Origin of the sequence: Paraburkholderia xenovorans LB400 (genome assembly GCF_000013645.1) — a bacterium.
Taxonomy (GTDB): domain Bacteria; phylum Pseudomonadota; class Gammaproteobacteria; order Burkholderiales; family Burkholderiaceae; genus Paraburkholderia; species Paraburkholderia xenovorans.
Genome location: NC_007952.1, coordinates 938,387 through 951,626 on the forward strand (window position 1 = coordinate 938,387; position 13,240 = coordinate 951,626).

Here is a 13,240-nt window from a genome sequence, read left to right on the forward strand (position 1 = left end):
CGCGAATTGAATATACTGGGTGGCTAAACTGCCTGCGGCAGGTTCGCCGCGTCGATAGCGGCGCAGCGGTGCGGCGACCGGCCGCCGCAGGCTGTCATTCATGGACGCACAGGGACACACAATGATCGATTTGCGCAGCGATACCGTAACCCGTCCGACTCCGGCCATGCTCGCGGCCATGTCGGCCGCCGAAGTGGGCGACGACGTGTGGGGCGACGACCCCACCGTGCTGCGTCTGCAGGCCACGGTTGCCGAGCGCGCCGGCAAGGCGGCGGGCCTGTTCTTTCCGAGCGGCACGCAAAGCAATCTCGCCGCCTTGATGGCGCACTGCGCGCGCGGCGACGAATATATCGTCGGCCAGCTCGCGCACACGTACAAGTACGAAGGCGGCGGCGCGGCAGTGCTCGGCAGCATTCAGCCGCAGCCGCTCGAGAATGCCGCGGACGGTTCGATCCCGCTCGAGAAGATCGCTGCCGCGATCAAGCCCATCGACGACCACTTCGCGCGCACGCGGCTGCTGGCGCTGGAAAACACCATCGGCGGCAAGGTGCTGCCGGCCGCTTATGTGGACGAGGCGGTGCATCTGGCGCGTCAGCGCGGCCTGTCGGTTCACCTCGACGGCGCGCGCGTCTACAACGCGGCGGTCGCCTCGGGCAAGCCGGTCGCGGCATTGTGCGAGCCGTTCGACTCGATCTCGATCTGTTTTTCGAAGGGACTGGGCGCGCCGGTCGGCTCGGTGCTGGTGGGCAGCCAGGCGCTGATCGACGTGGCGCACCGCTGGCGCAAGGTGCTGGGCGGCGGCATGCGGCAGGCGGGCATCCTGGCGGCGGCTTGCCTGTACGCGCTGGATCACAACGTCGAGCGTCTCGCCGACGACCACGCGCACGCCGCGCATCTGGCAGCGGGTCTGGAAAGTATCGAGCACGTCAAGGTGCAGTCGGTCGCCACCAACATGGTGTTCGCGCAGTTTCCGCAGCAGCATTGCGCGCCGCTCGAAGCGTGGCTCAAGGAGCGCGGCATTCTCACGCAGATGCTGTATGCGTCGCGATTCGTGACGCATAAGGACGTGTCGCGTGCGGATATCGATACGTTTATCGCCGCGGTGAAGGCGTATTTCGCGGCACGCTGAGTGGTTGGCGCGGCCGCGCGCGCTCAGGCGGTTAGCCTGAAGCCGCAGGAATCAGCACAACCAAAAAGCGGACGCACAGTCACCCCTGCGCGCCCGCTTTTTTTTACTTCACCGATGCTTTCGCATGCCCGCCCGACCGATGCGACGGCGCCAGCAAGCGCAGCCCGCTCGCCAGGCTGGCCGCGCCGGCAAAGAAGGCGCCGGTGCCGAGCGCCAGCGTCGGCCCATGCCGGCCGGCAATGCCGAAGCTCAATGCGACCAGCGCCGCGCCGGTGGTCTGCCCAAGCAGCCGCGCGGTCGCGACGATGCCGCTCGCGCCGCCGCTGCGCTCCGGCGGCGCGCTCGCCATCAGTGCTTTCAGATTCGGCGACTGGAAGAAGCCGAAGCCCGCACCGCAAACCGCCATGCGAATGCCGATGTCGAGAACGTGCGGGTGAACCGGCAACAGCGCCAGCGAGGCCATGCCTGCCGACAGCACCGCGAGCCCGATCGCGCCGAGCAGGCCCGGCGGATAGCGGTCGGACAGACTGCCCGCGAGCGGCGCCGCCAGCGCGACCACCACCGGCCACGGCGTCATCAGAAACCCGGTTTCGACCTGACTGCGATGCAGCACATCCTCGAAATAAAACGGCAGTGAGACGAACGCCAGCCCCTGCGCGGCGAACGAGCACACGGCCGTCACCGCCGACAGGGCGAACACCGGCCGTTTGAACAGGTCGACGGGCAGCATCGGCGCCGGGTGGCCGGCTTCGCGGCGAATCAGCAGCAGTCCGAACACCACCGTGATCGCCGCCGCGCTCAGCACGAGTTGCGCCGAGGCACGCTGGGCCGCCTCGCCGAGCGCGAAGATCAGCGCCGCGAAGGTGATGACGTTCAGAAGCGCCGCGACCGGATCGAAGTTGTGCTTGCCGCGCTCGGTGTGCGGCAACGCCGGCCATGCGAAACCCAGCGCCAGCAGGCCGAGCGGCACGTTGACCGCGAACAGCCACGGCCATGCGGCGACGGACAGGATCAGCGAGGCCACCGTCGGCCCGACCGCGAACGACACGCCGACGACCAGCGCGTTCATGCCGAGGCCGCGTCCGAGCCGGTGGGGCGGATACAGATAGCGGATCAGCGCGGTGTTCACGCTCATGATCGCGCTCGCGCCGAGGCCTTGCATGACGCGTGCGGCGGCGAGCAGCGGCAGCGTCGACGCCAGCGAACACGCCAGCGACGCCAGCGTGAAGAGCGCGATGCCGCTGATATAGATCCGCCGATGCCCGACGATATCGCCGAGCGCGGCGAGCGGCAGCAGGGTCGCGACCATCGCCAGCTGGTAAGCGTTGATGATCCACACCGACGCCGCGGGCGCCGCATGCAGGTCCGCGGCAATGGCGGGCAGCGCCGTATTGGCGATGGCGGTATCGAGCGTGGCGAGCGCGACGGCGAGCATGATCGCGGCCAACGCGCGGCGGTTGGCGGCGGACATCGGGGCGTCCGCGGGGAAGGGCTGGGTGGCGGTGGCGCTGGGTTTGTCGGACAAGGCGTGGCTCGTCGGTTAAGCATGCCGGTGCGCCGCTCGAGAGGAGCGCGGCGCGCGAGCGGCAGGATTGCGTGGCACGAGGCGCGCGTGGCCTGAGCCAAGCTTTCGAGGCTTTCAGGCGGGCGCGCGGTGAATGTAGCAATTGTTACAGAGACGCGGAAATCGTGCTGAGCGTGCCGGAATTTCCCGCTATCGACCGCGGGCACTCGCAGGCAGGTCACATGTAGTTCTGACCCGTGTGCCGGCGCAGCGAGTCGTCCCGCTTCTCGTTGTCCAGCACAAGCTGCCACGTTCGAGCTGGCGTGTCGTAATTCGTCGTGATGCCGTTTTGCAGCATCAGATAGCTTTCATGAGCTGTCGCCGGGTCGATCTGCGCGCGCCATACGGGCGTGCCGCCTAGCGTGCGCACTTCCAGCGCGGCGGGGCCGCTCGCCACTGCGTAGAAGCCATCCTTGAACAGCCACGCGGCGTTGTGGGCCGCAAGCCATTGGCGCGCGGCGGCGGCATCGCCCTGCGCAATGTGATCCGGATAAAACAGGAAACCGGCGCCCTGATGCGGCGTCACGCCCGGCACGCTGGTGACGAAATGCGACGCGCCGTCCGGCAACGCGCTGTCCGGATTCTGGTAGAACCGGTAAAGCTGGTCGGGACTGCCCGCCGTGGAGTTACTGAACGTGGCGGGAGGAACTGGAGGCTGTACCTTGTTTCCCGACGAATCGCTGAACGTCCAGCTTTGCCGCGCCGTCAGTCCGGAGCGCCCCTGGGGCGGCGCGACGTAGGGCGTATAGGCCAGGACACCTTCCGTAAGCAGCTTGCGGTCCTCGACGTGAATCATGGCACCGGTCTCCGGATCATGGAAAAACACGCCGTTGAGGCTGCCGGCGCCGGGATTCGAGCCGATGTACGCATTCCCGTCACCGCCGATGCGCAGCACCTTGCTGTAATCGCTCGCCAGATGGATGCGGCCGTCGTCGCCCATGCGGAAGCGGTCGCCTCTGCCGTTGGCGGGCGAGCGGTCGATAGAGGGATAGCCCGCGGTGAAGTTCAGCCGCGCCGGATTGCCGGCTCCGCTATTGGCCCACTCCGTTTCGATGGTCACGGGGCCCCGATAGTCGAGACGATTCGCCTGGTCTTTCACTCTTTGCTGTATGTCGGCATTCGCGTGCTGGTAGAACCTCGCCTGCACCAGCGCGGGATGCTCGTTCGGCCGGTAGAGTGTTTTGCCGTCCTGCTGGAACGGGGTGACGAACGGACGATGTCCGGCGTCCGCCCATGCCGGGTTGTCCGGCGAGAAATGCGCCAGTTGCGGTTGCGCACCGGCAGTGCGGGTCGCGTCATAGACATCCCAGCGATAGTCCGGGTTGGCGACATACGGCGCCAGCTTGCCGTTCTCGTACTTCTGCCAGCCGCGGACCTGCGTGTAGTCGATATGGCCCATCGCGGCCACTTCGCCGTCGCGTGGGGCACGCGCGTGCTCGCTGCCAAGACTGCCCCGCACATCGACCATGTTGGGCGACGGAGCAACGTAATAGACGTAGCCCTTCTTCGCAGCCGTCGCATCGATACGTGCCTGCGCCTCGGCCCGCCCGGTGAAGGTGCCGACGTAGCCGCCGCCATCGGTGGCCGCCGGGTTGCCCGCCACGATGGAGTCGTGCAGGTCGAGACTGGTATTGCGAAGCGGGGTGTCTTCGACCGAAAAGCCCTGTTGCTCCTTGAGCCGAGCGGGACTCGTCTGCGACGGCCGGAAGAGCGCGAATGGATGATCGGGGTGGTCCTCGCCGGTGGATCGCCTGAATTCGGTCCGCGCTCCGCCGTCCCAGCCCGACGGGCCGGGCTGGTCGAAATCCGGGGGCGGCGGCAACTGGCCGGGATCCGTTGGCGCGAGCACGGGGGTCCGCTCGTTGCCGAAAGCGTGAAGCGCGGCGTTCTGCATCATCTCGCGATAGGCGTCCGGCGCGAGGCCGGTATAGGCGCGCCAGGTGAGCGGGTCTGCGTAGTAGGTCGTCCAGGTCTCCGTCACGCCGCCGAAACTCCTGTAACCCCGCTCGTAGAGCGCATTGATGGCGGTGCCGAGCGAATCGAAGCCCTGATATCTGAACGCGCCGTGACTTGCGTCGTAAAGCTGGTATTCATCGTTCCGGTAGTCTGCCGACCGGTTGACGCGCTGGATGAGGATCGCATGGTGACTCCCTTCCCCAAAGCTCAAGGTCACGTCCGTGAACGTATCCTGCGCCGTGCCCAACCCGTCTTGCGACGGGAGCGAGGCAGAAAAGTGACGTCGCAAATCGTTGACGAGAGCACCGGCAGTGGTCAATTTATCGCGACCCAGGCGCATTTCGTAACCTGGCAAATCACTGGGCGGCACGTTTTCGTACGCCGTTTGCAGGCGGCGAATTTCGTCGAGCGTCGACGACCGCGTTGAAGGGGCGAGAAGCCGCCGGTAAACAGCGTCGGTCGCTCCCATCAAGTCGAGCGATCTGCCCTCGAAGATCTTGTGCATGGCCAGCCAGGCCAGACCCGCGCACTGGTCATCCAGTACATCCGGCTGCGTGGCCGCCGAATCGAGGATCTCCACATTCAGGCCGTTCTGTCCTGCCGCGGAACCCGCGTAAGCCTGTTGAGTGTCCTCAAACGAATCGTGAACGGGAGGCGTCTGTCGCTTGAACCGGGCCTCGGCGGGCCCGCCGCTCGCAACCAGAGACGCTGCCGCCCGGTTGGCCGCGGCGTCTGCGCCCGGCCAGACACTGCGCGCCGACGCTTCCCTTCGGGCGACGTCAGGCCGCAATGGTGCCGCGCCGGGCGGGTGCGTGGTCCGGGCGGTCCCGCGCGTTCTGAAAAGGGTGCTCGCAAAGCCGGATGCGGGGCGGGCCCGATGCGCGAGCGTGCTTGCGTTTTGCGTCCGGGACGTCACGCCTTGAATTCGCGTCGGGTCCTCCTGCTCGTCCTCTCCGGTTCGCGCTGCGCCAAATGACAGGGCTCGCGTTTGTCGATCCGTTAGCTCGCCGCCTCGCGTCGCATCCGGATCTGTATCGATGAAATTCGTGGGGCGGTTACCTGCTGCGGAAATCGTCATCGCTGCACCTCTCGCTGGTTTCTCACGGGGTTGTGTCGCCCTTGAGCGGAGCGGGCGACTGTGACCATGAAACCAGCCCGAACCGAGCGGCAGGTAGTGATCGGGTAGGTCAGGACATGTCGACTAATGCAACTAACGGTCGAGCGAGCGCCACGTCCACAAGCTGACCCGCGCCCACGTACCGCACGCCCTTGCTCGACAACCGCCCGGCAGACGAGGCACCCTGATTTGACCACGCGTCGAGCCCATCGCGTCATTCATCCGCACGTCACGCCGCTAAAAAATAATAGTGTCGTGTCCCATCCAATGCGCATCACGCGATTCGCAATCCCTGGTCTTTTTTTGCGCAGCCGCTGCACGCGCGCAGTGCCATGTGGACGCGGCTTGCACCTCTCGTGTGCGGAGCAACGGCGCGCCGCCGCATCCCGGCGGGCATGGCATGTGCGTGAGAAGCGCTCGCGCTCGCCGGTCTCCGGTGGTCGTAAAATGTCCTACTCTGTTTCTTAACCCGCCTGACCGGCACGCGCCTCCCGTCCGTCATCTGTGCGGTTCGCGCATGCCGCGTTGCTCATTTCCCCGGAGGCTTCGATGACAGCCGTCGATCTGGAATTCGACCAGCTCAACAGTACCGTCGACGCGCTACGGCGCTCAATTTCCAACCGCATGATGTACGGCGTCGGCAAAGACGCCGTCACCGCGCATCCGCACGACTGGCTGCACGCCGCGGCGCTCGCCGTGCGCGACCGGCTGGTCGCGCGCTGGATGAAGACCACGCGCCTGCAATACGAACAGGACGTGAAGCGCGTCTACTACCTGTCGATGGAATTCCTGATCGGCCGGACCTTTACGAACGCCTTGCTGGCGCTCGGCATCCACGACCAGATGAAGGAGGCGCTCGCGAGTCTGGGCGTCGACATGCAGATGTTGACCGATATCGAGCCGGACGCCGCGCTCGGCAACGGCGGCCTCGGCCGGCTCGCGGCCTGTTTTCTCGATTCGATGGCGACGCTCGGCATTCCGGGCTTCGGCTACGGCATCCGTTACGAGTATGGGATGTTCCGTCAGCAGATCGTCAACGGCGAGCAGGTCGAAGCGCCGGACTACTGGTTGCGCGCGGGCAATCCGTGGGAATTTCCGCGGCCGGAAGTCACGTACATGGTTCATTTCGGCGGCCGCACGGTGCAGCGCGGCGACCATGTCGAATGGATCGACACCGAGCATGTGAACGCCACCGCGTACGACACGGTCATTCCCGGCTACGACACGGACGCGACCAACACCTTGCGCCTGTGGTCGGCGCGTGCGACCGAAGAGCTCGATCTGGGCGCGTTCAATCGCGGCGACTACCGCAACGCGGTCGACACGAAGAACATGTCGGAGAACGTGTCGCGTTTGCTGTATCCGGACGACTCGACACCGGCCGGCCGCGAACTGCGTCTGCGTCAGGAATACTTTTTCGTTTCGGCGACCATGCAGGATCTGATTCGCCGCTATCAGCGCACGCACAGCACGTTCGGGCGCTTCTCCGAAAAAGTGGCGGTGCATCTGAACGATACGCACCCCGTGCTGGCGATTCCCGAACTGATGCGTTTGTTGGTGGATGTGCACCGTCTGCAATGGGACAAGGCGTGGAACCATGTCACGCAGATCTTCTCGTACACCAACCACACGTTGATGCCCGAAGCGCTCGAAACGTGGGACGTCGAGATGCTTGCGCGCCTGTTGCCGCGGCATCTCGAGATCATCTTCGAGATCAACGCGCAGTTTCTCAAGCACGTCAGCGAGCAGTCGGATCATGACGGCGAGATGATCCGCCGTATTTCGCTCGTCGACGAATATGGGCAGCGGCGCGTGCGGATGGCGTATCTGGCGATCGTGGCGAGCCAGAAGGTGAACGGCGTCTCGAAGTTGCATTCGCAACTGATGACCCGCGATATCTTTGCCGACTTCGCGCGTATCTATCCAGACCGCTTCACCAATGTCACCAACGGCATCACGCCGCGCCGCTGGCTCGCCCAGGCGAGCCCGTCGCTGTCGTCGCTGATCGACCAGAAGATCGGCAGGCACTGGCGCACCAATCTGTTCGAGCTGGAGCAGTTGCGCGAACTGCGTAACGACAGCGGCTTTATCGATGCTTTCCGTGAAGCGAAACGGCAGAACAAACTAAGGCTCGTGCACCGCCTCGCGCATCACACCAAGCTGCATTTCGATCCGGATGCGTTGTTCGATCTGCAGGTCAAGCGCATTCACGAATACAAGCGGCAGTTGCTCAACGTGCTGCATGTGATCGTGCGCTACAACCAGATTCGCGCGAACCCCGAGCGTGACTGGGTGCCTCGCGTGGTGCTGTTCGCCGGCAAGGCCGCGTCCGCTTACCGGATGGCCAAAAGCATCATCAAGCTGATCGGCGACGTGAGCCAGAAGGTCAATCACGATCCGCTGATCGGCGACCGCATGAAAGTGGTGTTCGTGCCGAACTACGGCGTGAGCGTGGCGGAGCTGATCATTCCGGCCGCGGATCTGTCGGAGCAGATCTCGATGGCCGGCACGGAAGCCTCCGGCACCGGCAACATGAAGCTCGCGCTCAACGGCGCGTTGACGATCGGCACGATGGACGGCGCCAACATCGAAATCTGCGACGCGGTGGGGCGTGAGAACATGTTCATTTTCGGCTACACGGCGGACGAAGTGGACCGCCTGCGTGCCACCGGCTACCGGCCGCGGCAGATCTACGAAGAGAATCCGGAACTGCGCATGGCGCTCGATCAGATCCGCTCGGGCTTCTTCTCGCCGGACGATCCGCTGCGCTTCGCGGATATTTTCCATACGCTGGTGGACTGGGGCGATCACTACATGGTGCTGGCCGATTTCGCCGCGTTCGCGAAGGCGCAGGACGAGGTGGACGCGCGCTTCGTCGACAAGCGCGCGTGGACCGAAAGCGCGATCGAGAACGTGGCGGGCATGGGGCAGTTTTCGTCGGACCGCACCATCGGCGAATATGCCCGCAACATCTGGCATGTGAGTCCGCTCAATATCGAATAGCGGGCGGATCGCCTCGTTCGGGCGCTGAAGCGGAAAGGCCGCGCGGTTTGTGCCGCGCGGCCTTTCCGTTTTCTGCCGGTTGTCGTTGTTGTCGTTGCTGCCTTTGCGGCGACTACTGCGCGAGCTTCTCGACCTCGCGCGTCGCGCGCAGGCCCAACTGACCCTGCGGGAAGTCGAAGAGTACGTCGATATTCTGCATGCCCATCAGACCGATCACGATGCGGTTGGCACCTGGTTTGACCTTGACGATCGTGACTTGCGCACCTTCATAGCGGTGCATCCATTTGCCCGATCCGATCGCCGCATTGTAGTTGCCCTGATTGAGCACCTTGCCGACTTCGTCGTCGCCGGTCCAGTTCGGCGCCTTGTCCATTTCAATGCGGATCATGTCGGTGCTGGCGGTGGCGAACACCAGCGGCGCGCAAAAGGTCATCTTGTCGGCCACGTTGACGCAGCCTCTCGGCCATTGCACCGTGCCGTTCTCCAATACGGTCATCGGCACCATCGTGTAGTCCTTCGTGATCGCCTTCGACGGGCTCAGCACGAGGTAAGGCTTCGCGAAGTTCGCATGCACCAGATAGCGCTGGCCGATGTTGCCGGGCAAAGCACGCAGCGGCTGCGTGCAGCATGTGTCGTCCGGTTGCGCTGCGCCGATGCCGAAGAGACCCGAAAACGCCCAGCCGAATTCGGCGGTGTAGCCGTCCATGCCCACGCAGCGCCGCGAGGTGGACTGGCAGTTGACCACGTCGACGGCTTGCGCGTCGATTTGCGCGGGCTTCGTTCCCGCGATGCTCAGCGGCAATTTCACGGCCGCGCCGGTGACCTGTGCGCCGTTCGTCAAAGGCAGCGAACTCACCGGGCCGGCGTTCGGATAGTTCGTGTTGGGCAAGACCGACTTCAGCACGCGCACGCCTTGCGTGCCCGTATCCAGCGCGACATAGACCGGCTTGCCGTCGAGTTGGACCGGCAATCCGAGGCGCGCCTGATCTTTGTCGCCGCGATCCACTTGCAGCGGAATCAGCAGGCCGTCGTTGCCGCCGTTGATCAGCGAGGCAGCCGGCGCAGGCGGCGTGGGCGTGGGGAAGGTGACGGCGCAACCGCTGAGCACAACGAGTGCGCCGGCGACGACGAGCGCGGCCACGCCGGAACGGCGCCGGCTGGGACGCAGATGCCGGCGCGCGGCACCATGAGACGACAGGAACATAGATTACGCTTTGCAAAAAGGTGTTCCCCGGCGAAGGCGAGGCGTCGCGAGCCGCGAGGCGGACAGCGCGTCGCGGCAATCTCAGCGGATTGCCGCGGCGTGGGCAGTGAAACCGCGAGGCCTGCGGGTCTGCGGGAGGGAACACGCAATAACAGGAGCGGCGACTCTACATGGCCGCTCGGGTGCAATTGCAAAGATGTGTGAAGGTCTGTGAAGGTTTGATGCGGGTTTGCGCGCGGGTTTGCATGCGGGTTTGCCTGCGGCCGGAAAGCGGGCGCGTGTGGGCGCGTGTGGGTTTCGATCCGCGTCAATGGTCGCGCGGACGGCGAATCACGGTCGTGTGCGCGCGGCCGAGCGTGGCGCGATCGAGTGCGGCGGTCAGCAGGCCGATCACGTCGTCGAGGGTGCGGGAAGTCACTTCCACGCGAAACGTCACGCGCTCGTGTTGCTGGTCGACGGTGACGATATACAGACGCAGATCGTCGCCGAGCGCGGCGTGCAGTGCGCGCCGTCCGTTTGCCGACGAGGTGCCGGGCACGGTGACGTCGATAATGACGAGCGGCACGACGACATGCGTGCGGCGCGCCATGCGTGGCGTGCGCGAGGTGCGCGTGAGGGGGAGATCAGACGTTGCGACGGAAGTGAGCATCATGATTGCGCCGGCCCGGCAGGCGGCGCGCGTTGTTGACACCCGTTCACTCTAGCGGCGCGCGTCTCAAGGACACGCAAAAGCTGCCACGCGGCGAATCAATTTTGTGTTAACGCGCGGGGCGGCAATTCGACGCATCCCATGCTGCGCGCTGCCGGATTGATGGCAGCGTCAGGCTTTCGGCGCCGCGCCTGCGCTCTTCGCCTCATTTACGGCCGCGCCGACGCGTTCGACGAAATCGCGATCGGTGCTCATCAGCGCTTCGCGCTCGCCATTCGCGGTTCGCACCATCAGACGATGGGTAATGTCCTGGGTCGCCCAGGTGAGCCAGCCGACCACGGCCAGCATCGTGCCGCACACCATGCCCACCGGCGAGCGCCATATCGCGCCGACAATGGCGCCGACGACGCCGACAAGCGAAATCGTGAGCGGCAAGACCTTGTTCTTCTGCACGGTGACGACCTGCACGCCCACGATGTCGCGCAGCGGAAAGACCTGGCCGGCAGCCGAGAGTGCGTTGCGCGTGACCGACACGCCACGATCATTGAAAGGGGTTTCCATCGGGTCCAGTTCAAGCGGTAGCAAAGGGCGCAGCGTACCAGACTTCAAATGCGCGAAGTTGCCGGATTTCTTGATGTCAGTCAGGCAGAGCGCGAGGCCATGCGCCAGGCTTCCCGGCGCCCGCGCAAAATCCCGGCAAACCCGCGAACCCGCGAACCCGCGAACCCGCGAACCCGCGAACCCGGCTCGCCCGCCGCTTCAGGCCAGCGCCGCGATGCGCGCACCAAGCCATGCGCGCAGTGCGGCGACTTCTTCGCCGCATACGGAATGCTCCATCGCATACGCATGCCACTCCACCTTGCTGCCCTGCGCCAGCGCGAAGTCGCGCGCGGCCTCGCCGAGCTGGATCGGCAACACCTGGTCGTACTCGCCGTGCGCGGCAAAGATCGGCGTGCCGTGGTTCGCGGGCGCGAGGCGGCTCTCGATGAAGGCTCTGGAGGGCAGGTAACCGGACATCACGATCAACCCGCCGAGCGTGGCCGGATGTGTGAGCCCCGCTGAGTAGGTCATCGCCCCGCCTTGCGAAAACCCCGCGAGGAATATTCTCGTGGTCGGAATGCCGCGCGCGTTCTGCCCGGCGATCAGTTGCCTCACGGTCGCGCACGACGCCTCGATGCCCGCCTCGTCGACCTGCCGTTCGATCGACTGGAACGAACGGATGTCGTACCACGCGCGCATCACGTAGCCGTTGTTCGCGGTCACGGCGATCTCCGGCGCGTTGGGAAACACGAAACGCACGGCGGGTCCATTGGCGAGACGCAATTCCGGAACCAGCGGCACGAAGTCGTTGGCGTCGGCGCCGAGACCATGCAGCAGGATCACGGCGAATTCAGGATTCGGTGCGGTTTCGATTTCGATGGTCTGCGGCGTACTGTTCATGGCGTGCTACTCCCTGGCGTCGGCATGGTCGGAAGATCGGGATCAGAACGGACACGATACCGCATGGCGCACGAACCGGAGCGGCCGCGGCGCGAGTATCGGCGATACCCGCGCCGCGGCCGCTTGCCAAAGGCGTTATTGCAGACGTTGCTTCAGCTCGTTCGCCAGTTGCCGCGTGGCCGCTTTGGTCGGCGCGTCTTCGGCGAGCGCGTTGAGCAAGCCGAAGTCGTGAATCGTGCCGTCGTAACGGACGGTGGCAACCTCGTCGCCGGCTGCGTCGAGCTTGCGGCCATACGCTTCGCCTTCGTCACGCAACACGTCGGATCCGGCAACCTGGATCAGCGCCGGCGGCAAGCCCTTCAGCTGTTCCGTCGTTGCGCGCAGCGGCGAAGCATAGATCTCGTTGCGCTGCTTCGGATCTTTCGTGTAGGCGTCCCAGAACCACTTCATCATCGGCCGGGTCAGGAAGTGGCCTTCCTGAAACTGATTGTACGAACCGTCGTTGAAGTTGTTGTCGGTCACGGGCCACATCAATCCCTGGAAGCGGATTGCCGGGCCTTGCCTGTCTTTCGCCATCAGGCTCACCACCGCGGCCATGTTGCCGCCGACGCTATTGCCGACCACCGCAAGGCGGCTGCCGTCCACGCCGATCTCGTCGCCGTGCGCGGCAACCCACTTCGTAGCGGCATAGGCCTGGTTGATCGCGACCGGATAGCGGGCTTCCGGCGAAGGCGTGTAGTTCACGAAGACCGCCACGGCGCCCGACTGCACCACCAGATCACGCACCAGACGCTCGTGAGTCGGGAAGTCGCCGAGTATCCAGCCGCCTCCGTGGAAGAACATGAAGACGGGCGGCGTCCCGCTCGCGCCGTGCGGCCGGACAATGGTCAGCGGCACGCTGACGCCGTCCTGCTCGATGGTGCGGTTGGAGACGTCGATACCCGACAGATCCACTTTCACGCCGTTCTGTGCATCCACCAGAACCTGCCGTGCCTGGGCAGGCGGCAGGGTGTTGATCGCAGGACCCTTGCCGCTGTTGAGCGCTTTCAGGAAGCCGGACGTCACGCGGTCGGGCGTGGGTTGCGAAGCAGGGCTCGCAGCAAAGGCGGAACCGAAGGCGAGGGCGGAAGCCAGCAGCACAGGAACGAACTTGATCTTCATGATGAACTCCGGGTCAT

General features: G+C 65.1%; 9 protein-coding genes. 2 read left to right on the forward strand and 7 right to left on the reverse strand.

What is annotated here, in order from left to right:
- The first annotated feature begins 121 nt into the window (after positions 1-121).
- On the forward strand, positions 122-1,129 hold the full coding sequence (ltaE, locus tag BXE_RS26165) for a low-specificity L-threonine aldolase (protein ID WP_011491141.1): 1,008 nt from the start codon (positions 122-124) through the stop codon (positions 1,127-1,129).
- A gap of 103 nt (positions 1,130-1,232) precedes the next feature.
- On the opposite strand, the gene BXE_RS26170 is transcribed toward ltaE, so the two are convergent.
- Together BXE_RS26170 and BXE_RS26175 are read right to left on the reverse strand one after the other, a co-directional pair.
- Positions 1,233-2,600 (reverse strand): MFS transporter, encoded by a 1,368-nt coding sequence (locus tag BXE_RS26170; protein WP_011491142.1) that lies wholly within the window; start codon positions 2,598-2,600, stop codon positions 1,233-1,235.
- Between the two features lie 271 nt (positions 2,601-2,871).
- The gene (locus BXE_RS26175) at positions 2,872-5,229 is read right to left on the reverse strand and encodes an enterotoxin A family protein (protein WP_233518973.1); all 2,358 of its coding nucleotides are present in this window, start codon (positions 5,227-5,229) and stop codon (positions 2,872-2,874) included.
- A gap of 1,086 nt (positions 5,230-6,315) precedes the next feature.
- Here BXE_RS26175 and BXE_RS26180 point away from each other — a divergent pair.
- The gene (locus BXE_RS26180) at positions 6,316-8,769 is read left to right on the forward strand and encodes a glycogen/starch/alpha-glucan phosphorylase (protein ID WP_011491144.1); all 2,454 of its coding nucleotides are present in this window, start codon (positions 6,316-6,318) and stop codon (positions 8,767-8,769) included.
- A 112-nt stretch (positions 8,770-8,881) separates the two neighbouring features.
- Here BXE_RS26180 and BXE_RS26185 read toward each other — a convergent pair whose 3' ends face one another.
- The 5 genes from BXE_RS26185 to BXE_RS26205 form a co-directional block, all read right to left on the reverse strand.
- Positions 8,882-9,973, reverse strand: a complete 1,092-nt coding sequence (locus BXE_RS26185) for a hypothetical protein (RefSeq protein ID WP_011491145.1) — start codon at positions 9,971-9,973, stop codon at positions 8,882-8,884.
- A gap of 307 nt (positions 9,974-10,280) precedes the next feature.
- A complete protein-coding gene (locus tag BXE_RS26190; RefSeq protein WP_011491146.1) occupies positions 10,281-10,625 on the reverse strand; it encodes a hypothetical protein in 345 nt (114 codons plus the stop codon).
- 168 nt (positions 10,626-10,793) lie between these two features.
- Positions 10,794-11,183, reverse strand: a complete 390-nt coding sequence (locus BXE_RS26195; RefSeq protein ID WP_011491147.1) for a DUF6232 family protein — start codon at positions 11,181-11,183, stop codon at positions 10,794-10,796.
- A 198-nt stretch (positions 11,184-11,381) separates the two neighbouring features.
- The gene (locus BXE_RS26200; protein ID WP_011491148.1) at positions 11,382-12,062 is read right to left on the reverse strand and encodes an alpha/beta hydrolase; all 681 of its coding nucleotides are present in this window, start codon (positions 12,060-12,062) and stop codon (positions 11,382-11,384) included.
- A 135-nt stretch (positions 12,063-12,197) separates the two neighbouring features.
- Entirely contained in the window at positions 12,198-13,223 is a 1,026-nt protein-coding gene (locus BXE_RS26205; protein WP_011491149.1) for an alpha/beta hydrolase, read from the reverse strand.
- Positions 13,224-13,240 lie beyond the last annotated feature (17 nt).

Coding starts and splice junctions, on each gene's coding strand:
- ltaE (WP_011491141.1), top strand. CDS start 122: ATGATCGATTTGCGCAGCGATACCGTAACCCGTCCGACTCCGGCCATG.
- BXE_RS26170 (WP_011491142.1), bottom strand. CDS start 2,600: ATGTCCGCCGCCAACCGCCGCGCGTTGGCCGCGATCATGCTCGCCGTC.
- BXE_RS26180 (WP_011491144.1), top strand. CDS start 6,316: ATGACAGCCGTCGATCTGGAATTCGACCAGCTCAACAGTACCGTCGAC.
- BXE_RS26185 (WP_011491145.1), bottom strand. CDS start 9,973: ATGTTCCTGTCGTCTCATGGTGCCGCGCGCCGGCATCTGCGTCCCAGC.
- BXE_RS26190 (WP_011491146.1), bottom strand. CDS start 10,625: ATGATGCTCACTTCCGTCGCAACGTCTGATCTCCCCCTCACGCGCACC.
- BXE_RS26195 (WP_011491147.1), bottom strand. CDS start 11,183: ATGGAAACCCCTTTCAATGATCGTGGCGTGTCGGTCACGCGCAACGCA.
- BXE_RS26200 (WP_011491148.1), bottom strand. CDS start 12,062: ATGAACAGTACGCCGCAGACCATCGAAATCGAAACCGCACCGAATCCT.
- BXE_RS26205 (WP_011491149.1), bottom strand. CDS start 13,223: ATGAAGATCAAGTTCGTTCCTGTGCTGCTGGCTTCCGCCCTCGCCTTC.